Raw genomic sequence first — 19,999 nt, 5'->3', positions numbered from 1 at the left:
CCGTCGTCCGGCAACCGCTTCGAGGGAGGGTTCATGACGAGTCCGCCGGTGGTCGAGATGATCGGCATCGACAAGGCGTTTCCGGGCGTCAGCGCGCTGCAGCGCGTGAGCTTCCGGCTGTTTCCGGGCGAGATCCATGCGCTGATGGGCCAGAACGGCGCGGGCAAGTCGACGCTGATCAACGTGCTCACCGGCGTGCATGCGCACGATGCGGGCGAGATTCGCGTCGGCGGCAAGCCCGTGCGTTTCGCCGCGCCGCGCGAGGCCGAGGCGGCCGGGATCCAGACGCTTTACCAGGAAGTGAACCTGTGCGCGAACCTGTCGGTCGCCGAGAACATCTTCGCGGGCCGGCAGCCGATGCGGCGCGGCGCGATCGACTGGAACGCGATCCATGCGCGGGCACGCGCGGCGCTGGCCGAACTCGACCTTGCGCTCGACGTCACGCGTTCGCTCGACGCGTATCCGATCGCCGTGCAGCAGATGGTCGCGATCGCGCGCGCCGTTTCCGTCGATGCGCGCGTGCTGATTCTCGACGAGCCGACGTCGAGCCTCGACGACGGCGAGGTCGCGCGGCTGTTCGACGTGCTGCGCCGGCTGAAGGCGTCGGGCATCGCGATCCTGTTCGTCACGCACTTCCTTGAACAGACCTATGCGGTGTCCGACCGGATCACCGTGATGCGCAACGGCGAGCGCGAAGGCGAGTACCTGGCGCGCGACCTGCCGGTCGACGCGCTGGTCGCGAAGATGACCGGCCGCGAACGGATGTCCGACACGCTGCAGGCGGGTGCCGCCGCGGTCGAGCGCACCGCCGGCACTGCCGCGCCGTTCCTGTCGATGCAGCAGGTCGGCCGGCGCGGGATGATGGGTGCGCTCGATCTCGACGTGCGGCCTGGCGAAATCGTCGGGCTGGCCGGGCTGCTCGGCTCGGGGCGCACCGAAACGGCGCAGCTCGCGTTCGCGGCGGAGCGCCCGGACACCGGTGCGATCGAGATTGACGGCACGCGCAAGCGGCTGGCGTCGCCGCACGACGCGGTCCGGCACGGGATCGCGTATTGCCCGGAGGACCGCAAGAAGGAGGGCATCGTCGCCGCGCTGTCGATCCGCGAGAACATCATCCTCGCGCTGCAGGCGCGGCGCGGCTGGTGGCGGCTGATCGGGCGGGCGCGCCAGCGCGAGATCGCCGACACGTATATCGCGCGGCTCGGCGTCAAGGCGCGCGACGCGGAGCAGCCGATCGGCCTGCTGTCGGGCGGCAACCAGCAGAAGGTGCTGCTCGCGCGCTGGCTCGCGACGGACCCGAAGCTGCTGATCCTCGACGAGCCGACGCGCGGCATCGACGTCGCCGCGAAGTTCGACATCATGGAGCGCGTGCTCGCGCTGTGCGCGACCGGGCTCGCGATCCTGTTCATCTCGTCGGAGATCGGCGAGGTCGTGCGCGTGAGCCACCGGATCGCGGTGCTGCGCGACCGGCGCAAGGTCGCCGAGCTGACCGGTGCCGACGCGTCCGAGGAGCAGGTTTACCGGCTGATCGCGGGAGGCCAGTCATGACGCGGCTGCGCACGCTGTTTCGTCATTCGCTTGCGTGGCCGGTGCTGACGCTCGCGCTGCTGTTCGCGCTCGACGTCGCGCATCGTCCGGGCTTCCTGTCGATCGCGCTGCTCGACGGCCACCTGTTCGGCGCGCCGATCGACATCCTGAACCGCGCGGCGCCGCTCGTGATCGTGTCGCTCGGGATGACGCTCGTGATCGCGACGCGCGGGATCGACATTTCCGTCGGCGCGATCGTCGCGATCGCCGGCGCGGCCGCGGCGATCGTGCTCGATGCAGACCCTTCTCGGGTCGGCATGGCGCTGGCCGCCGCGCTCGGCGTCGGACTGCTGGCGGGCGCATGGAACGGCCTGCTCGTCGCGTTCGTCGGGATGCAGCCGATCATCGCGACGCTGATCCTGATGGTGGCCGGCCGCGGCGTCGCGCAGTTGCTGACGGGCGGCCAGATCATTCCGATCGGCGCGCCCGGCTACCTCGCGCTCGGCGGCGGCTATCTGGCGACCGTGCCGTGTTCGGTGTGGATCGCGGTCGCGGTGATCGCTGCCGTCGCGCTGCTGGTGAACCGCACGGCGCTCGGGCTGTTCATCCGCGCGATCGGCGTGAACCCGGTCGCCACGCGGCTCGTCGGGCTGCGCTCGGGCGCGGTCGTGTTCGGCGTGTATCTGTGTTCCGGCGTGATGTCGGCGATCGCCGGCATCCTCGCGAGCTCGAACTTGCGCAGCGCCGACGGCAACAACGCGGGGCTGCTGCTCGAACTCGACGCGATCCTCGCGGTGACGCTCGGCGGCACGTCGCTGCTCGGCGGCCGCTTCAGCCTGGCCGGCTCCGTGCTCGGCGCGCTGATCATCCAGACGCTCACCTACACGACCTATTCGATCGGCGTGCCGCCGGAGGCGACGCTCGTCGTCAAGGCGATCGTCGTGATCGTCGTGACGCTGATCCAGTCGGACGCGGCGCGTGCGCTTGTGGTCCGGCACGCGTCGCGGCTGCTGCCCTCTGCGCGTTCGCGCGCCACCTCCGGAGCAACGCCCCGATGACCCGATTCCTTGGCCGGCTCGCCGACCCGCGCACACTGCCGATCGTCGTGACGATCGTGCTGTTCGCCGCGCTGTTCGGCTTCGGATCCGTGATGTACACGGGTTTTTTCTCGATGCAGGTGCTCACCGGCTTGCTTGTCGACAACGCGTTCCTGCTGATCGTCGCGATCGGGATGACGTTCGTGATCGTGTCGGGCGGCATCGACCTGTCGGTCGGCTCGGTCGTCGCGCTGACGACGATCTTCTGCGCGGTCGGCGCCGAGCGGCTGCGCTGGCCCGTCTGGGCGATCGTGCCGCTCGTGCTCGCGTTCGGCGCGCTGTACGGCGCCGCGATGGGCGCGCTGATCCATTACTTCCGGCTGCAGCCGTTCATCGTCACGCTGGCGGGGATGTTTCTCGCGCGCGGCGCGTGCTTCCTGATCACGACGCAGTCGATCACGATCAACGAGCCGACCTTTCATGCGATCGCGGGCATCAGCGTGCCGGTCGGCGGCGGCACGCTGAGCGCGGGTGCGCTGATCGCACTCGCGACGCTGGCCGTCGCGATCTACGTCGCGCATTTCACGCGTTTCGGCCGCAATGTCTATGCGATCGGCGGCAACGAGCGCTCGGCGCTGCTGATGGGGCTGCCGGTGGCGCGCACGAAGATCGGCGTCTATGCGCTGAGCGGGCTGTGCTCGGCGCTCGGCGGCGTGGTGTTCACGCTGTACGTGCTGTCGGGCTACGGGCTGCAGGCGCAGGGGATGGAGCTCGACGCGATCGCCGCGACCGTGATCGGTGGCACGTTGCTCACGGGCGGCGTGGGCTACGTGATCGGTTCGGTGTTCGGCGTCGGCATCCTCGGCACGATCCAGGTGTTGATCACGTTCGACGGCACGTTGAGTTCGTGGTGGACGCGGATCGTGATCGGCGCGCTGCTGTGCGTGTTCTGCGTGCTGCAGCGGGTCATCGAGCGGCACGCAACGCGGCGGCGCACGGGCGGCACGGGGCTAGGCGCGCAGCAGCCGAAGCGCGATACCGCGCACGCGCGGCCGGCCGAGCCTGGCGAGGACGCGGCGCTCGTATCGCCGATGCGGCGCGTGTAGTGGATCGCACGACGCACACCGCGCCGTGACGGGCCGTCGCGCAGCGGCGTGCGGCGTGGCCGATGCTTGCCGCCGGTGCCTGTCGAAGGCGGCCGGCGCACGTGTTACGCGCGAACGGCTACCCGGTACAGCGTGGTCTGTCGATAGACGGCGCCCGGATGCAGGATGACATCGTCGCGCAGGTCGGCCATGTTGACCTGATCCGGAAAGCCGCCGGCTTCGACGCACAACGCGGCGTGTCGCGCGCAATGCGTGCCGCCGCTCACGCGCACGCCGTCCAGATAGTTGCCCGTATAGAGCTGGAGGCCGCGCTGATCGGTCGATACGACCAGCTCGCGGCCGCTTTCCGGATCGTAGATGCGTGCGACGGGCCTGACCGCGCATGCGCCGTCGCGCAGCACGAAGCAGTGATCGAAGCCGCGCGCCCTTGCAAGTTGCGCATGCGGCCAGTCGAGGCGCGCGCCGAGCGGCGCGCTCTGCCGAAAATCGAAGGCCGTGCCGGTCACGTCCGCGGTGCCGGTCGGGATCAGCGCGTCGTCGACTTCGAGGAACGCGTCGGCGTCGATGCTCAGCACATGGCCGCGCACGTCGCTGCCCGCGCGGCCGCTGAGGTTGAAGTAGCCGTGATTCGTGAGGTTGAGCGGCGTGGGCGCGTCGGTGACGCCGGTGTAGTCGATCGTCAGCGTGCCGTCGTCGTCGAGCGCGTAGCGAACCTGCACGCTCACGTTGCCCGGAAAGCCCGCGTCGCCTTCGGGCGAATCGAGCCGCAGCGTCAGCCCGCCGCAGTCGTCGACGACTGCCCAGCGCTGGCGGTGGAAGCCGCTCGCGCCGCCGTGCAGCAGATTGCCGTTCTCGTTGCGATCGAGCAGGTAGTCGATACCGTCGAGCGTGAAGCGCGCGCCGGCGATCCGGTTCGCCCAGCGGCCGATCGTCGCGCCGAGGTAGGCGCCCGATTCGACATACTCGGCGGGCGTGTCGTGCGCGAGCACGATATCGGCGAAGCGTCCGGTGCGGTCGGGCGCGAGCCACGACACGACGGTCGCGCCGAGGTCGCTGACGACGACGCGCATCCCGTGCGCGTTGCGCAGCGTGTAGCGCCGCACCGGGTCGCCGTCGGGCAGCGTGCCCCACGGTTCGGAGGACACGCGTGCGACGCCGGGTGTCAGGCGGGGAGAATCGGTATCGATGTGCATGGGCGGATTCGATGTGAACGGCGGGCTTCAGTGCGCGGCGACGGCGCGTTCCTGGTATTCGCGCGGCGTGCAGCCCAGCTCGCGCCGGAACACCGCGTACATGTACTGGAGCGACGTGAACCCGCAGCGGATCGCGACCTCGGCGCTCGACGCCTGCCGGCCCGCGAGCAGCGCCTGCGCCGCTTCGAGCTTGTGGCGCAGGATTTCCTGGTGCACGGTGCGCTGCAGTTCGCGCCGGAAGTGCTCTTCGAGCAGCGAGCGCGACACGCCGACGTAGTCGGCGACCTGATCGGTCTTGATGCCCTGGCACGCGTACTGGCGAATGAAGTGGCGTGCGTGCATCACGTACGGACTCGCGAGCGGCTGGTGGCGGGTCGATTCGAGCACGTTGATCCCGACGGGCGGCACGAGAATCCGCCGGTCCGGAAAACGCGCGCCGCGCAGCATCCGGTGCAGCAGGTGCGCGGCGGTACGGCCCATTTCCTCGGTGCCCTGGATCACGGACGACAGCGGAATGCGCGTGAGCGTGCGCGTGAGCGGGTCGTTGTCGATGCCGATGATCGCGACCTGTTCCGGCACCGCGAGGCCCGCGATCAGGCACGCCTGCAGCAGGTGCCGCGCGCGCGCGTCGGTCACCGCAATGACGCCGACGGGCTTCGGCAGCGCATGCAGCCAGCCGATCAACTGCTCGATCGCGTGGTTCCACCCCGACGCGCTCGTCGACAGCCCGCGGTAGATCGCCGCATCGACGCCGTCCGCGCGCGCGAGCCGGTCGAATGCGAGTTCGCGCTGCTGCGCCCAGCGGTTCTCTTGCGCGACGGGCAGGCTGTACATCGCGAAGTGCGGCAGCCCGGCGCCGATCAGGTGCGTGTACGCGAGCGACACGAGCTTTGCGTTGTCGGTCGCGATATACGGCACATCGTCCGGATACTGCGCCGGATCCTCGTACGACGATCCGACCGCGACGATCGGCAGCGGCGAGCCGGCGAGTGCATCGGCGACGGCCGGATCGTCGAAGTCCGCGATGATGCCGTCGCCGTCGAAGCGCTCGATGCCGGCGAGCCGGCAGCGGAAGTCGTCTTCGAGGAACAGGTCCCAGACCACGCGCGTCGAGCGCAGGTACTGGCCGATGCCGCTGATGATCTCGCGGTCGTAGACCTTGTTGGCGTTGAACAGCAGCGCGATGCGGTGCGGCGTCTGGGTGGAACGGGCGCGGTTCATCTCGGTCTCGAAGCGCGCGCCGTACGTGGCGTCGCGCCGTTGTCTCCGGGCGCGCGGGCCGAGCCGCGCGGCTGTCAGGTTGGCCTGGTGTCCGGCGATTGTAGGACGGAACGCGTGCCGTGCGCAGTGCGCTGGCAAGAAACGTTAAGGGTGCTGCGCAATTTCGCAATTGCGGGCGCGGGGGCACGCGGGCACGATCCAGCCAGATCGAATTCGGCCCGCACGCCATCGCGATGCACGCCGCACCGCAACAAGAAACCGGACGGAGACGCCATGTCGTATTTCGAACATATTCCCGCGATTCGCTACGAAGGTCCGCAATCGGACAACCCGCTTGCATACCGGTATTACGACCGCACGAAGCGGGTGCTCGGCAAGACGCTCGAGGAGCACCTGCGGATCGCGGTCTGCTACTGGCACACGTTCGTGTGGCCCGGCCACGACATCTTCGGCCAGGGCGCGTTCCGGCGGCCATGGCAACAGCCGGGCGACCCGTTAGAGCGCGCGCGCCAGAAGGCGGATGCGGCATTCGAGTTCTTCACGAAGCTCGGCACGCCGTTCTACACGTTTCACGACACCGACGTCTCGCCGGAGGGCGACAGCCTGCACGAGTACACCGAGAACTTCGCGCGGATGACCGACTACCTGGGCGAGCGTCAGCAGGCGACGGGCGTCCGGCTGCTGTGGGGCACCGCGAACCTGTTCTCGCATCCGCGCTTCGCGGCGGGCGCGGCGACCAACCCGAACCCCGACGTGTTCGCGTGGGCCGCCACCCAGGTGCGCCATGCGCTCGACGCGACGCATCGGCTCGGCGGCGAGAACTACGTGCTGTGGGGCGGCCGCGAAGGGTACGAGACGCTGCTCAATACCGATCTCGTGCGCGAGCGCGAGCAGTTCGCCCGCTTCCTGTCGATGGTCGTCGAGCACAAGCACCGGATCGGCTTCAAAGGGGCGCTGCTGATCGAGCCCAAGCCGCAGGAGCCGACCAAGCACCAGTACGACTACGACGTTGCGACCGTACACGGCTTCCTCACGCAATACGGATTGCAGAACGAAATCCGCGTGAATATCGAGGCTAACCACGCGACGCTCGCCGGCCATTCGTTCCATCACGAGATCGCGAACGCGTTCGCGCTCGGCGTGTTCGGCAGCGTCGATGCGAATCGCGGCGATCCGCAGAACGGCTGGGACACCGACCAGTTCCCGAACAGCGTCGAGGAACTGACGCTCGCGTTCTACGAGATCCTGCGGCATGGCGGTTTTACCACCGGCGGCATGAACTTCGATGCGAAGGTGCGGCGCCAGAGCGTCGATCCGGAAGACCTGTTCTACGGCCATGTCGGCGCGATCGACGTGCTCGCGCTTGCGCTCGAGCGCGCGGCCGTGCTGGTCGGGAACGACCGGCTCGACGCGCTGCGCCGGCAGCGCTACGCGCAGTGGGACAGCGCTTTCGGCCGCGAGATCCTGGCGGGCGGCTACACGCTGGAGTCGCTCGCCGCCGACGCGCTCGCGCGCGGCGTGAACCCGCAGCATGCGAGCGGCGCGCAGGAACGGCTCGAGAACATCGTGAACCAGGCGATCTACGGGCTGCGCTGACACCATGGTCATCGGACTCGATCTTGGCACGTCGGGCGTGAAGGCCGTGCTGCTCGACCGCGACGGTGCGGTGCGGGCCAGCGCGAGCCGGCCGCTGTCGGTGAGTCGGCCGCGGCCGCGCTGGTCCGAACAGGCGCCGCGCGACTGGTGGGACGCGGCATGCGGCGCGCTTGCCGAGCTCGTTGCGGATGCGCGCGCGGCCGGCGTCGATCCGCATGACATCGGCGCGCTCGGCCTGACCGGGCAGATGCACGGCGCGACGCTGCTCGATGCGCACGGCGACGTGCTGCGTCCCGCGATCCTGTGGAACGACGGTCGCGCGGATGCCGAGTGCGCGGAACTCGGGCGGCTGGCGCCCGCGCTGCGCGCCGTCGCCGGCAACCTTGCGATGCCGGGCTTCACCGCGCCGAAGCTGCTGTGGGTGCGCCGGCACGAGCCGGACGTGTTCGCGCGGATCGCACACGTGCTGTTGCCGAAGGATTATCTGCGCTACCGGCTGACCGGCGTGTTCGCGACCGATCCGTCGGATGCCGCCGGCACGCTGTGGCTCGATGTCGAGAAGCGCGACTACGACGACACGCTGCTTGCCGCGTGCGGGCTGTCGCGCGCGCAGGTGCCCGCCGTGTTCGAGGGCAACCGCATCACCGGCACGCTGCTGCCGGCAGTCGCGCGCGCGCTGGGGCTGCGCGAGATCCCGGTCGTCGCGGGTGGTGGCGACAACGCGGCCGGTGCGGTCGGCGTCGGCATCGTGCGGCCCGGCGATGCGCTGCTGTCGCTCGGCACGTCGGGCGTTTATTTCGCGGTGTCGGACGGTTTTCGCGCGAATCCGGAATCGGCGGTCCACAGCTTCTGTCATGCGTTACCGCGCACCTGGCACCTGATGTCGGTGATGCTGAATGCGGCCGGCTGCGTCGATTTCACCGCGCAACTGGCCGGCTACGACGGCGTTGCCGCGCTGCTCGCCGACGCCGAGACGAACGCGCGCGCGGATCGCCCGTGGTTCCTGCCTTATCTGAGCGGCGAGCGCACGCCGCACAACGACGTGAACGCGAAGGGCGTGTTTTACGGGCTGACGCCCGACACGCAGCGCGCCGATCTCGCGAACGCGACGCTCGAAGGCGTCGGCTTCGCGCTGCTCGACGGGATCGACGCGCTCCATGCGGCCGGGCTCGCGCCCGACGGCATCACGGTCATCGGCGGCGGCTCGCGCAGCGCGTACTGGACACAGATGCTCGCGGATCTCAGCGGTCGCGCGCTGACATTGCGTGCGGGTGGCGAAGTCGGCCCGGCGCTCGGCGCCGCGCGGCTCGCGCATCTCGCGCTCGAACCGGATGCGCCGCTCGACGCGGTGTGCCCGCAGCTGCCGGTGGTGGCCGTGCGCGAGCCCGACATGGCGCGCCACGCGTGGTATCGCGACGCGCGGCGGCCGACGTTTCGCGCGCTGTATCGCGCGCTCGAACCGGTGTTTGCGGCTGGCGCGGGTCATGCCGCGCATGACGCGTAGCCGTGTACTGGCAGGACGACGGGCGGCGTGCTTCGGCGGCCGCCCGGCGTTCGTGGGGTTGTCCAATAAAGAGAGGAGTGGAGACATGCAATCCGTAACGCGTCGTACCGTATTGAGTGCGCTGGCAGGCGCCGCTGCGTTGGCGGCCCTCGCGCTTGGCGCGCCGCTCGCGCATGCGAGCAAGGACAAGCCGGAGATCGGCTTCTGCATCGACGACCTGCGCGTCGAGCGCTGGTCGCGCGACCGCGACTATTTCGTGGCCGCCGCCACGCAACTCGGCGCGAAAGTGTCCGTGCAGTCCGCGGACGCGAGCGAGGCGCGGCAGATCTCGCAGATCGAGAACCTGATCTCGCGCGGCGTGGACGTGATCGTGATCGTGCCGTTCAATTCGAAGACGCTCGGCAACGTCGTCGCCGAAGCGCGCAAGGCGGGCATCAAGGTGGTGTCGTACGACCGGCTGATCCTCGACGCCGACGTCGATGCGTATATCTCGTTCGACAACCAGAAGGTGGGCGAGCTGCAGGCGCAGGGCGTCTACGATGCGAAGCCGAAGGGCAACTATTTCCTGCTCGGCGGCGCGCCGACCGACAACAATGCGAAGATGCTGCGCGAAGGACAACTGAAGGTGCTGAAGCCGGCGATCGATCGCGGCGACATCAAGGTCGTCGGCCAGCAGTGGGTGCCCGAGTGGAGCGCGTCGACCGCGCTGCGGATCGTCGAGGATGCGCTGACCGCGAACAACAACCGGATCGACGCGATCGTCGCGTCGAACGACGGCACCGCGGGCGGCGCGATCCAGGCGCTCGCCGCGCAGCATCTGGCCGGCAAGGTGCCGGTATCCGGGCAGGATGCGGACCTCGCGGCGGTCAAGCGCGTGATCGCCGGCACGCAGACGATGACCGTCTACAAGCCGCTCAAGCTGATCGCGAGCGAAGCGGCGAAGCTTGCGGTGGATCTCGCGAAGGGCGCGAAGCCCGCCTTCAACGCGCAATACGACAACGGCAAGAAGAAGGTCGACACGGTGCTGCTGCAGCCGACGCTGTTGACCAGGCGCAACGTCGACATCGTCGTGAAGGACGGCTTCTATACCCAGGCGCAGCTGGCGAGCCAGTAACGGCGCGGCGCGCGGACGGCCTTCCGGTGCGTCCGCGCGCATACTGCGAGGCATGAGCGAATGACCGAACCCTTGCTGACGATGCGCGGCATCGTCAAGGATTTCAACGGCGTGAAGGCGCTCGACGGCATCGACCTGATGGTGCGGCCGGGCGAGTGCGTGGGGCTGTGCGGCGAGAACGGCGCGGGCAAATCGACGCTGATGAAGGTGCTGTCGGGCGTCTATCCACACGGCACGTGGGACGGCGAGATCCGCTGGGAAGGCGCGCCGCTCGTCGCGTCCGGCGTGCGCGACACCGAGCGCGCGGGCATCGTGATCATCCACCAGGAATTGATGCTCGTGCCCGAACTGTCGGTGGCCGAGAACATATTCCTCGGCAACGAGATCACGCTGCCGGGCGGGCGCATGCACTACGCGGCGATGGTCCGGCGCGCCGAGGAACTGCTGCACGAGTTGCGGATCGACTCGATCAACGTCGCGCAGCCGGTGATGAACTACGGCGGCGGCCACCAGCAGTTGATCGAGATCGCGAAGGCGCTGAACAAGCGCGCGAAGCTGCTGATCCTCGACGAGCCTTCGTCGTCGCTGAGCGCGTCGGAAACGCGCATCCTGCTCGACATCGTGCGCGACCTGAAGCGCCGCGGCGTCGCGTGCGTGTACATCTCGCACAAGCTCGACGAGGTCGAGGCCGTGTGCGACACCGTGACCGTGATCCGCGACGGCCGCCATGTCGCGACCGAGCCGATGCGTGCGCTGACGACCGACCGGATCATCGCGATGATGGTCGGCCGCGAGATCCGCGACCTGTATCCGCGCGAGCCGCACGAGATCGGCGACGTCGTGCTGGAAGCGCGCCACGTGACCTGCCGCGACGTGACGAACACGCGCCGCAAGCGGGTCGACGACGTGTCGTTCAGCGTGCGGCGCGGCGAGATCCTCGGCGTCGCGGGGCTGGTCGGCGCGGGCCGCACCGAGCTGATGCAGGCGATCTTCGGCGCGTATCCGGGGGCGTGCACGGCGACCGTGCTGATGAACGGCCGGCCGCTCACGATCCGCTCGCCGGCCGACGCGATCCGCGCCGGCATCGCGATGGTGCCCGAGGATCGCAAGCGCCACGGCATCGTGCCGCAGCTCGGCGTCGGCCACAACATCACGCTGGCGGTGCTGCGGCGCTTCGCGACGCGCGGGCGGATCGACGCGGCCGCCGAGCTGGACGCGATCCGCACCGAGATGCAGCGGCTGTCGGTGCGCGCCGCGCACCCGTTTTTGCCGATCTCGAGCCTGTCCGGCGGCAACCAGCAGAAGGCCGTGCTCGCCAAGATGCTGCTGGCCGAGCCGCAGGTGCTGATTCTCGACGAGCCGACGCGCGGCGTCGACGTGGGCGCGAAGGCCGAGATCTACCGGCTCGTGTTCGCGCTCGCGAAGCGCGGCGTCGCGCTGATCGTCGTGTCGTCGGAAATGCCCGAGGTGCTCGGGCTTGCCGACCGCGTGCTGGTGATCGGCGAAGGCGAGCTGCGCGGCGATTTCGTCAACGACGGCCTCACGCAGGAACAGATCCTCGGCGCCGCGCTGAAGCCCGCGCGGCGTCCGACCGAACCTATCGCAGCGAGTGCAACGTGAATACCGAACTTTCTTCCTCTTCGTCTTCCGCACCGGCACCGGACACCGACGCGCGCCGCGCATACGGCCACCCGCTTCGCCAGATCTTCGTGCGCTACAAGGTGCTCGCGCTGCTGTTCGCGGTCGTGGCGATCTGGACGTTCTTCTCGGTGCTGACCGACGGCGCGTTCGTCACGCCGCGCAACGTGTCGAACCTGCTGCGGCAGATGTCGATCACGGGCATGCTCGCGTGCGGGATGGTGTTCGTGATCATCGCGGGCGAGATCGACCTGTCGGTCGGTTCGCTGCTCGGGCTGCTCGGCGGCGTCGCGGCGATCCTCGACGTGAACCGCCACTGGCCGCTCGCCGCGACGGTGCCGGCCGTGCTCGCGCTCGGCGTGCTGGTCGGGCTCTTCAACGGCTGGTGGTCGACCTACCGGCGCGTGCCGTCGTTCATCGTCGGGCTGGGCGGGATGCTCGCGTTTCGCGGGATCCTGCTCGGCGTGACGGGCGGCTCGACGATCGCGCCCGTGTCGGACGGCTTCGTGTTCCTCGGGCAGGGCTATCTGCCGCGCGTGGCGGGGGACGGCCTCGCGCTGCTGCTGTTCGCGCTCGTCGTGCTGCTGGTCGTGCGACAGCGCGGTACGCGGCGCCGCTACCGGCTCGCGGTCGCGCCGCCGTGGCAGGACGTCGTGAAGATCGCGGGCGCGGGCGCGGTGCTGTTCGCGTTCGTCGCGACGCTCGACCGCTACGGCGGCATTCCGGTGCCGGTGCTGCTGCTGCTCGCGCTGCTCGGCATCTTCTCGTGGATCGCGACGCAGACCGTGTTCGGCCGCCGCATCTACGCGGTCGGCTCGAATCTCGAGGCGACGCGGCTGTCGGGCGTCGATACCGATCGCGTGAAGCTCGCGATCTTCGCGCTGATGGGGCTGATGTGCGCGTTCGCCGGCATCGTGAACACCGCGCGGCTCGCGGCCGGCTCGCCGTCCGCGGGCACGATGGGCGAACTCGACGCGATCGCCGCGTGCTTCATCGGCGGCACGTCGATGCGCGGCGGGTCGGGCACCGTCTACGGCGCGCTGATCGGCGCGCTCGTGATGGCGAGCCTCGACAACGGCATGTCGATGCTGGACGTCGACGCGTACTGGCAGATGATCGTCAAGGGCGCGGTGCTGGTGCTGGCGGTGTGGATCGACGTGGTGTCGCGGTCGAACCGGCGGTGAGGCGGCGCCCGGCCGCCGGTCAACGAGAGGAAACCATGAAACTGAACCCGGTTCCCATGCCCGGTATTTCCGCGCTGGCGGCCGCGCCGCTCGCGAAGCCGGACGTCGAACACGACCACGGGCCGGCGCTCGGCCTGGGCGATCCGCGCGACCGCCGCGTCATCGCGGATGCGCTGCGCTCGCTGCTGCGCGAGCGCTCCGAAGCGCTCGCGTTCGCGATGCGCATGGCGGACGAGCGCAACCAGCCGAGGCCCGACGCGAGCGATTTCGCGCTGACCGACATCATTCGGCTGGCGCGTATCGTCGAGCGGGCGGAGCGATACGGCGACGCCACGCGCGAAGCTGAGCCTGTCGCGGCGCGCTGACGCACGAGAGGCGCGACGGGGCGCCGTCTGCGTGCCGTGTGGTTCGGTTGCTCGCGCCGGTCCGCATGCGCGGAATAGTTGAGAACGCGCTATTCAGCGCGTTCCCCGGATCGCCGGAGCCGGCGAGCCATCGTCAAACCGGATGCGGGACAGGTTCCGCGTCCCCGCGGCACACGCGGTTTCTACCCTGGCGTTTCGCCGCATACAACGCAAGATCTGCTTGATGCGTGAGCGCGTCGACGGACGCCGGGCGTGCGCGATGTCCGGTCGCGTACCCGATGCTGACCGTGAAAGCCGGAACCGTCTCGGCGAATTCTGCGAGCCGGTTGCGTTCCACTTCCCGGCGAATCGCCTCCGCGACCTTCGCGGCGCCGCTTTCGTCCGTGTCCGGCAGTACCGCGACGAACTCTTCGCCGCCGTAACGCGCGGCGAGATCACCGCGCCGCCGCGTGTGAGCACGGATGCATTCGGCCAGGAATCTGAGCGCCGTGTCGCCCTGTGCATGTCCGTATCTGTCGTTGTACTGCTTGAAGTGGTCGGCATCGATGAACAGCACGGACAGGCTGCCGTCGTTGCTGCGCTGGACTCGCTCCCATTCGTCGGCCAGCGCGACGTCGAGCGCGCGGCGGTTGTGCAGGCCCGTGAGCGGATCGGTGCGGGTGAGGTCGGTCAGCAATGTCTGCTTGCGAAGATTGTCCCGCAACGCGAACGCGAGCAGCCAGACGACGGCGCAGAAGAGCGCGCAGATGAGCGATGCCGACACGCCGACCGACCATGACATGCGCGTGAAGCCGGCCAGCACGTCGTGCTCGGCAGGGGCGACGACGGCAATCAGCGGTGTGCCCGGCACCCGCTGGAACGTATACAGCCGCAAGGTTCCGTCGATGCGCGAGTACGCGGCATAGAAGCCCGAGTCCTGGTTCAGCATGCGATCGAAGACCTTCGATCGGCTCAGGCGGACCATCTGGCGGTCGCTCAGCGGCGGATTTCTGGCGAGGATGGTGCCGTCCGCGCGCAGGATCGCGCTGATGCCGTTCGGCCCGACGTTCAATCGGGCAAGCAGCTGATCGAAATAGGCCAGGTCGATGGCGACCACCGCGATGCCATTGAACGCATGGTCCGGCCGTTCGATGCGGCGGGAGAGCGCGATGGACTTCGTGCCGCCGCGCGAGCGCGCGCGATAGGCCTCGGACACATAAAGGCCGAGATTCGCCGTGTCGCGATGGACCTTGAAGTAGTCGCGATCGCTGAAGTCCCAATGGTGAGACGGGCCGCAACACCCGTCGATCAGCCGGCCATACTGGTCCGTCACGCCCATGCCGGTCAGGTATTGCGCGGCCGCACGCTGGAACAGCAGATCGTGCCGCAGCCCGGCGTCCATGCGCCGGACCGCCGGCTTGCCGAGATCGGATGCGAGCGCGATCAGTGCGTTGTTGGACGTTTCGACGGTTCGCGCGATCTCGCTGACCAGCACGGCGGCGACGTTGCGCGAGGTCTCGTGCGCATGCTCGACGGCTTCGCTTCTCGTGGCCCAGAGCGTCATCGCGCTGATGCTCAGCGCCGCGAGCGACATCAGTGTGCCCAGCGCGCCGACGACCAGATGGTTTCGTCCCGCCCAGTCGGCGATTTTCTCGATGGAAGTGGATGCGGACATGTTCGCGCTCGTAGGGGAAGCCCGGTGCGATGAATCAGACTGCGCTGAAATCCGGGTTAACGGCAGGTCGGCGAGGAAATCGAGGCTCGCATGCGACGCGAATCGGCGGAGCGTGGCCGCAAACGTGTGCGGCCCCCGCCGATTCCGTCGAAGCCGATACGTCAGGCGGGCGGGCCGGATTTGTCGACGAGCCGACTGAGCCGTACGACGGTGACACCGGGCCGCAATTGCCGCAGCGACGGCATCACGAGCACGCAATCGGGATAGGGCGTCACGACCGGTACATCGTTCGACCAGCCGACCGGCCCCGTGCCGGAAAGATCGAGCCGGCGGCGTCCGAGGGGATCAACGCACCAGCCGTTTGCCCGGAAGCGCTGGCGATTGCGGTGCGCGTCGCCGACGGGCACGGCCGCCCGCGCCCGGATTCCGGCGAATGCGGGCTGGCCGACATCATTCGCGGCGCCCGGGTCGTCGAGCGGGCCGATTGCCAGCGGCGTTGAACGGCGGTTGAACGAGGCGCCCGGCTGGATGAGGAGCCGGCACGTCCCCCCGCTATCGGGCTGGCCCGGCCGCGTCCGTCTCGGCGTCGAACGACGCATCAGCGATACGCGAGCGTTTCAGCGAACCGGCCATCTTCTCGATCGCGTGCAGGTCCAGTGCATCGAGGTGCTCGCGCACGTCCTGTACGAAGACCGCATGCTCCGGCTCGTCCGCATACTGGCCGAGCCATTCCTCGATATCGGTGAACCGGCCCTCGCCGGCGAGCAGGATCAGCGCGTCGAGCGCATCGTCGGGCGGACCGTGCAGCACGGGCGCAGCGGTCTCCGGTTCGGTCTCGTCGGCCGGATGAAACCGGCGGACGAGTTCCGGCACCGGCACGAGCGCGTGTCCGACGGCCGGCGCGACGATCGGGAACGAGAACGACGTGCCGACGCCCGGCCGGCTGGCGACGGCCAGCTCGCCACCCATCGCGCCGACGATGCGCTGCGCGATGAACAGGCCGAGCCCCGTTCCGCCGTTGACGGCCTGCACCTGCTGGTACGCACGGAAGATGTCGCGGGTCCCGCTGATGTCGATGCCGATGCCCGTATCGGCGACCTCGAACAGCAGCCGCCACGTATCGGCTTCGCGCGACGCGTGAACCGACAGCGTGACCGTGCCGTCGCGCGTGAATTTCGATGCGTTGGACAACAGGTTGAGCAGCACCTGCTGCAACCGCATCCCGTCGATCGACACCGTGCGCGGCAGCGGCGTGGCCGGCCGGTAGACGAACCGGTTGTCCTGCTGCGCGCACAGTGCGATCGCGTAGTGGCCGATGTCGTCGAGCAGGCCGGGCAGGTCGGTCGTGTCCGGCGACACGCCGAGCGGCTGCAGCTCGGCCTTCGTGAACGCGAGCAGTTCGTCGATCAGCGCGAGCTGGTAGCGGATGCTCCGGTCGATCGACCGGATCAGCCGCGCCTGGCTGCGCGTCGCGGTTTGCAGCAGCAGCTTCGCGTAGCCGTTGATCGTGGACAGCGGCGCGCGCAGGTCGTGGCTGACATAGCCGAGCGTCTCGACCTTCTGCTGCATGTGCGTCGTCACCTGCTGCAGCGCGTCGTTGAGCGCGACCGTGCGTCTCGCGACTTCGTCGCGCAGGCGATCCTGTTCGGTGAGCTGGAAATGCTCGAGCCGTTTTCTTGCGTCGGTGCGTTGGCGGCCCACGTGGTGGATCCACGCGGCCAGCACCAGCAGGTGCGTGGCGAGCCCGATGATCGCGATGACCGGGTTGGGCGTGATGTCGGACTTCAGCCAGGACAGCATCGGCGGCAGCGCGTCCAGGCCGTCGAGCGTGCGCAGCAGGATGGTGAAGCTGGCGAACGTGACCGCGATCAGCATCACGCGGCCCGTCGGCGTCCGGCGGATCGCGAGCGTCAGCGCGATGCCGATGTTCACGACCGACAGCACGGCGTTCAGCCGCAGGCAGAACCACGCGAAGGTCAGCAGGTCGCCGAACGCGGCGCCGGCCATCCCCGCGCATTCGAGGCCGAGGATCGTCACGTAGACGGCGCGCAGCGGGAGCCGCGCCTTCTCGCGATGCGCGACCAGCAGGATGAACACGATGAAGAGCGAGACCGCCAGGTACGCGAAGATCACGTCGCTGCGCGCGGACCACTCGCGCGCGCCGGGCCACAGATACAACGCCGTATAACCGCGGGACCCCGCTTCGAACAGCGCCGTGCTCAAGCCCATCGCGGCCAGCACATGGAACACGCGGCTGCGCGAAAAGAACCCGATCAGCAACGCGCACCACACGAGCGCGAGGAGCCCGCCGAAGAAACCGAAATCCCACATCGCGGCGTGCAATTCTTGTGCATTCCATGCTTCGCGGACGAACGCGGCCGGCGCGAGCCGCATTTCCTTGCGGGACGTGACGCGGATCAGCACGGGTACGCTTTCGCCGGCGCGCAGCGTGACGTCGAGTGCCGGATACCGCGAACGCAGCCGGTTCGCGTCGCCGTTGCCGTCGGCAGCGGGGAAGCGGCTGGCGAGTGCCCACATGCCGTTCTGGCCGATATAGAAGTCGGCCCGGTCGATGCGCGCGTCGCGAATCACCAGTACCAGCGGGCGCGCCGTGCTGTCGCGATTGGTCAGCGTCGCGCGGACCCACCATGCCGACCGCGAGAATGTGACGTTGAACGATGGACGAGTTGCGGTGGCAACGCCGCGGGACGGATCGGCAAGCCGGGCGGCGACCCGATCGACGGTCATCGTCGTGCTGGCGTCCTCGAATACCGCTACGGCTTCCAGCTGCGCGGGGTTGGGCGCCGACGCGGCCCGGGCCGTCGCGCAGGTGACGGCCATCGCCATCAGGAGCAGCAGCAACGCGCGACATCCGGCTGCCCATGCCGCGTATCGTCTAGGCATCGTGATGGTGCTCCGGTCGCACATGGACCGCGTGGCGCTGGCGCCGCCAGTCGGACGGCGTGATGCCGAAGCGCTCGCGGAACGCCGTCGCGAAATTGCCGGGCGTGGAAAAGCCGATTTCCTCGGCGATGTCGCCGATCCCCATCGACGTCTCCGCGAGAAAGTGCATCGCGGCGCGCAGGCGCGTGTCACGCAGATACTCGAACACGGTCTGGCCGAGATGGTCGCGGAACACGCGGGACAGGCGTTTTTCGTGCGTGCCGACCTGTTTGGCGAGATCCTCGAGCGCGGGCGGATGGCGCAGGTCGCGCAAGAGTACGTCGGTCGCCGCGCGCACGAGCGCCGTATCGGGGTTGTCGGGCAGTTCGGGCAGGTGCGCAAACGGCTGGCTGCGCCGCGCGCGCTTCAGGTGATTGCGGATCCGCACAATCACTTCGGCTGGTTCGAACGGTTTGACGATGTAGTCGATCGCGCCGGTTTCGAGCCCCGCGATGCGGTCCTCAAGATCGCCCGCGGCCGTCAGGATGATGACCGGGATGGACTGTGTCGACGGCGTCGACGCCAGCAGCCGGCACGCGGCGAACCCGTCCATGCGCGGCATGCGCACGTCCATCAGGATCAGGTCGGGAGAGATCGCCTGTGCACGGTGATAGGCCTGCAGGCCGTCGAACGCGACGCTGATCCGGCACCGCGCGGCACGCAGGATCTCGGTCAGGAGCCGCAGGTCGTTCGGGCGATCGTCGACGACAAGAATATGTGCGTCAGCGAGATCCGGCGTGGAGCGAAGCGACGCCGGACTGGACGAGCGGGATGACATGGTTGCGGACGCGTTGGGAGGTGGGCCTGTCGGACGGAAAGCATCGCTGTGCGCGCGATTGTTGCGAAAAATTATATGCCGACGGCAGCGCCGATTGTGGGGATTCCGTGCGGCCGGTGGGGGCATGTTCGATCGGGGCCGCCGCGTCGCGGCCGCGGTAGGCGGTTCGAAAGAAAAATAGCGGAAAAACATGCCGAATGGCGCATTAAATTCCGGTCGTTATTTCCGTTTCAATTGGCAGATAAACAAATTGGCCCGAACGATGAGTGCAGGCATTTTGTGTCGAACAGCTGACGTGTCGCGAGGGAGGTGAATGTGTCAATTCATCGCTCGGGCGATTAAGATTTAATCGACGGCCGGTCGAAAAATATTTCGAATTGAAATCGGCGCTCGTGCCGGTGCGTATGAATGTGAATGCCGTCCGCTCTGGAAAAGATTTTTTCCGCTCCGGAAAAGGTTTGCCGGTGAGAATGCCTGCAAACTAGGCCGGAAGCGGCTGGAATCGGTTCTTTTGACACGGACGGATTCCGTCTGGTTTTTGCCGCTGCGACCTCCCTGGCATCCGATATTAAAATGTGACATTGGCTAATGTAATTCTCAATGTCCGGGAGTGTGGCAACAAGATAATTGCAGGCACGAGGGTAATGCAAACTTCACGATCCTCCCGCATGTGTTGATATATAAGATGGGCTGGAGGATTCTGAAGGTTGTTCGGGTGTAATGCCCATGCAAGAAAAAATCGTCAAAGAAATTCGATCGATTAATTGGGTGAAGGGGTTGTTCGGCGGACCAGCGGATTTTTCCGGAAATCCGGAAAGTTCGTGTGGCCGCCGAACGAAAAAGGGTGAGTGACTTCGCGTTGGCAGCCGGCAGTTTGATCCATCCGGGGGCGGTCGCGCGCAGTGCTCCATCGAATCAGGCGGGCACGAAAAATATGAGCACGACAAGCATGGCAGGTCAGGGCACCGGTTCGATCGAACCGGGGTCGGCCGTCAGCGTCAGCGATCCGGCGGCGCATGCTTCAGACCCGGGGACTCCACGGCGTCATCCTCCTCCTGAATGAAACATGACGGGCCGCCCGCGGTGCGGGCCGGCATCCGTCCCATCCGGCGTCGTTTCGACGCCTTCCCATGAGATTC

The 19,999-nt window shown here is 68.2% G+C and carries 15 protein-coding genes; 9 read left to right on the top strand and 6 right to left on the bottom strand.

Annotated elements, in window-relative coordinates; genetic code table 11:
• Window positions 1-33 precede the first annotated feature (33 nt).
• The 3 genes from JYG32_RS36455 to yjfF are packed head-to-tail and all read left to right on the top strand — an operon-like array spanning window position 34 to window position 3,670.
• The gene (locus JYG32_RS36455; RefSeq protein WP_213267619.1) at window positions 34-1,548 is read left to right on the top strand and encodes a sugar ABC transporter ATP-binding protein; all 1,515 of its coding nucleotides are present in this window, start codon (window positions 34-36) and stop codon (window positions 1,546-1,548) included.
• Window positions 1,545-2,585 (top strand): ABC transporter permease, encoded by a 1,041-nt coding sequence (locus JYG32_RS36450; protein WP_213267618.1) that lies wholly within the window; start codon window positions 1,545-1,547, stop codon window positions 2,583-2,585. Before JYG32_RS36455 ends, JYG32_RS36450 begins: the two co-directional genes overlap by 4 nt.
• Window positions 2,582-3,670, top strand: coding sequence for a galactofuranose ABC transporter, permease protein YjfF (gene yjfF, locus JYG32_RS36445; RefSeq protein WP_213267617.1), 1,089 nt, complete (start codon window positions 2,582-2,584; stop codon window positions 3,668-3,670). Before JYG32_RS36450 ends, yjfF begins: the two co-directional genes overlap by 4 nt.
• 104 nt (window positions 3,671-3,774) lie before the next feature.
• Here the strand turns inward: yjfF and JYG32_RS36440 are convergent, their stop codons facing one another.
• Both JYG32_RS36440 and JYG32_RS36435 read right to left on the bottom strand, forming a co-directional pair.
• On the bottom strand, window positions 3,775-4,863 hold the full coding sequence (locus tag JYG32_RS36440; RefSeq protein ID WP_213267616.1) for an aldose epimerase family protein: 1,089 nt from the start codon (window positions 4,861-4,863) through the stop codon (window positions 3,775-3,777).
• A 27-nt stretch (window positions 4,864-4,890) separates the two neighbouring features.
• Window positions 4,891-6,084, bottom strand: a complete 1,194-nt coding sequence (locus JYG32_RS36435) for a XylR family transcriptional regulator (RefSeq protein WP_213267615.1) — start codon at window positions 6,082-6,084, stop codon at window positions 4,891-4,893.
• Window positions 6,085-6,357: 273 nt separating this feature from the next.
• Here JYG32_RS36435 and xylA point away from each other — a divergent pair, with 273 nt between their 5' ends.
• The 6 genes from xylA (at window position 6,358) to JYG32_RS36405 (ending at window position 13,485) form a co-directional block, all read left to right on the top strand.
• Window positions 6,358-7,680, top strand: coding sequence for a xylose isomerase (gene xylA / locus JYG32_RS36430; RefSeq protein ID WP_213267614.1), 1,323 nt, complete (start codon window positions 6,358-6,360; stop codon window positions 7,678-7,680).
• A gap of 4 nt (window positions 7,681-7,684) precedes the next feature.
• A complete protein-coding gene (xylB, locus tag JYG32_RS36425) occupies window positions 7,685-9,184 on the top strand; it encodes a xylulokinase (RefSeq protein ID WP_213267613.1) in 1,500 nt (499 codons plus the stop codon).
• Between the two features lie 85 nt (window positions 9,185-9,269).
• Entirely contained in the window at window positions 9,270-10,298 is a 1,029-nt protein-coding gene (xylF, locus tag JYG32_RS36420; protein WP_174378180.1) for a D-xylose ABC transporter substrate-binding protein, read from the top strand.
• 60 nt (window positions 10,299-10,358) lie between these two features.
• A complete protein-coding gene (xylG, locus tag JYG32_RS36415) occupies window positions 10,359-11,918 on the top strand; it encodes a D-xylose ABC transporter ATP-binding protein (protein WP_174378181.1) in 1,560 nt (519 codons plus the stop codon).
• Window positions 11,915-13,120, top strand: coding sequence for a sugar ABC transporter permease (locus JYG32_RS36410; protein ID WP_213267612.1), 1,206 nt, complete (start codon window positions 11,915-11,917; stop codon window positions 13,118-13,120). The genes xylG and JYG32_RS36410 overlap by 4 nt, the downstream gene beginning before the upstream one ends.
• Window positions 13,121-13,155: 35 nt before the next feature.
• Entirely contained in the window at window positions 13,156-13,485 is a 330-nt protein-coding gene (locus tag JYG32_RS36405) for a hypothetical protein (RefSeq protein ID WP_249744904.1), read from the top strand.
• A gap of 133 nt (window positions 13,486-13,618) precedes the next feature.
• Here JYG32_RS36405 and JYG32_RS36400 read toward each other — a convergent pair whose 3' ends face one another.
• The 4 genes from JYG32_RS36400 to JYG32_RS36385 all read right to left on the bottom strand — a co-directional run bounded on the left by JYG32_RS36400 (window position 13,619) and on the right by JYG32_RS36385 (window position 18,860).
• Complete coding sequence (locus tag JYG32_RS36400) at window positions 13,619-15,139, bottom strand: sensor domain-containing diguanylate cyclase (RefSeq protein ID WP_213268312.1); 1,521 nt, start codon at window positions 15,137-15,139, stop codon at window positions 13,619-13,621.
• A gap of 161 nt (window positions 15,140-15,300) precedes the next feature.
• Window positions 15,301-15,738 carry a hypothetical protein gene (locus JYG32_RS36395; protein ID WP_213268353.1) on the bottom strand — a complete coding sequence of 146 codons (438 nt, stop codon included), beginning with the start codon at window positions 15,736-15,738 and terminating at the stop codon, window positions 15,301-15,303.
• Window positions 15,692-18,043: a sensor histidine kinase gene (locus JYG32_RS36390; RefSeq protein ID WP_213267611.1), complete on the bottom strand. Its 2,352-nt coding sequence runs from the start codon at window positions 18,041-18,043 to the stop codon at window positions 15,692-15,694. Before JYG32_RS36390 ends, JYG32_RS36395 begins: the two co-directional genes overlap by 47 nt.
• Window positions 18,036-18,860: a response regulator transcription factor gene (locus tag JYG32_RS36385; RefSeq protein ID WP_213267610.1), complete on the bottom strand. Its 825-nt coding sequence runs from the start codon at window positions 18,858-18,860 to the stop codon at window positions 18,036-18,038. The genes JYG32_RS36390 and JYG32_RS36385 overlap by 8 nt, the downstream gene beginning before the upstream one ends.
• Window positions 18,861-19,999 lie beyond the last annotated feature (1,139 nt).

The sequence above is a fragment of the Burkholderia pyrrocinia genome (assembly GCF_018417535.1).
Taxonomy (GTDB): Bacteria; Pseudomonadota; Gammaproteobacteria; order Burkholderiales; family Burkholderiaceae; genus Burkholderia; species Burkholderia pyrrocinia_E.
The sequence above is the reverse complement of the archived record's forward strand: the minus strand, read 5'-3'. Positions and strand labels throughout refer to the sequence as shown.

Excerpts from the sequence above, each read along its gene's own strand:
- JYG32_RS36405 (WP_249744904.1), top strand. The coding sequence starts at position 13,156 with ATGAAACTGAACCCGGTTCCCATGCCCGGTATTTCCGCGCTGGCGGCC.
- JYG32_RS36390 (WP_213267611.1), bottom strand. The coding sequence starts at position 18,043 with ATGCCTAGACGATACGCGGCATGGGCAGCCGGATGTCGCGCGTTGCTG.
- JYG32_RS36400 (WP_213268312.1), bottom strand. The coding sequence starts at position 15,139 with ATGTCCGCATCCACTTCCATCGAGAAAATCGCCGACTGGGCGGGACGA.
- JYG32_RS36440 (WP_213267616.1), bottom strand. The coding sequence starts at position 4,863 with ATGCACATCGATACCGATTCTCCCCGCCTGACACCCGGCGTCGCACGC.
- yjfF (WP_213267617.1), top strand. The coding sequence starts at position 2,582 with ATGACCCGATTCCTTGGCCGGCTCGCCGACCCGCGCACACTGCCGATC.
- JYG32_RS36450 (WP_213267618.1), top strand. The coding sequence starts at position 1,545 with ATGACGCGGCTGCGCACGCTGTTTCGTCATTCGCTTGCGTGGCCGGTG.
- xylF (WP_174378180.1), top strand. The coding sequence starts at position 9,270 with ATGCAATCCGTAACGCGTCGTACCGTATTGAGTGCGCTGGCAGGCGCC.
- xylG (WP_174378181.1), top strand. The coding sequence starts at position 10,359 with ATGACCGAACCCTTGCTGACGATGCGCGGCATCGTCAAGGATTTCAAC.
- JYG32_RS36395 (WP_213268353.1), bottom strand. The coding sequence starts at position 15,738 with ATGCGTCGTTCGACGCCGAGACGGACGCGGCCGGGCCAGCCCGATAGC.
- JYG32_RS36435 (WP_213267615.1), bottom strand. The coding sequence starts at position 6,084 with ATGAACCGCGCCCGTTCCACCCAGACGCCGCACCGCATCGCGCTGCTG.
- JYG32_RS36385 (WP_213267610.1), bottom strand. The coding sequence starts at position 18,860 with ATGTCATCCCGCTCGTCCAGTCCGGCGTCGCTTCGCTCCACGCCGGAT.
- JYG32_RS36455 (WP_213267619.1), top strand. The coding sequence starts at position 34 with ATGACGAGTCCGCCGGTGGTCGAGATGATCGGCATCGACAAGGCGTTT.
- xylA (WP_213267614.1), top strand. The coding sequence starts at position 6,358 with ATGTCGTATTTCGAACATATTCCCGCGATTCGCTACGAAGGTCCGCAA.
- xylB (WP_213267613.1), top strand. The coding sequence starts at position 7,685 with ATGGTCATCGGACTCGATCTTGGCACGTCGGGCGTGAAGGCCGTGCTG.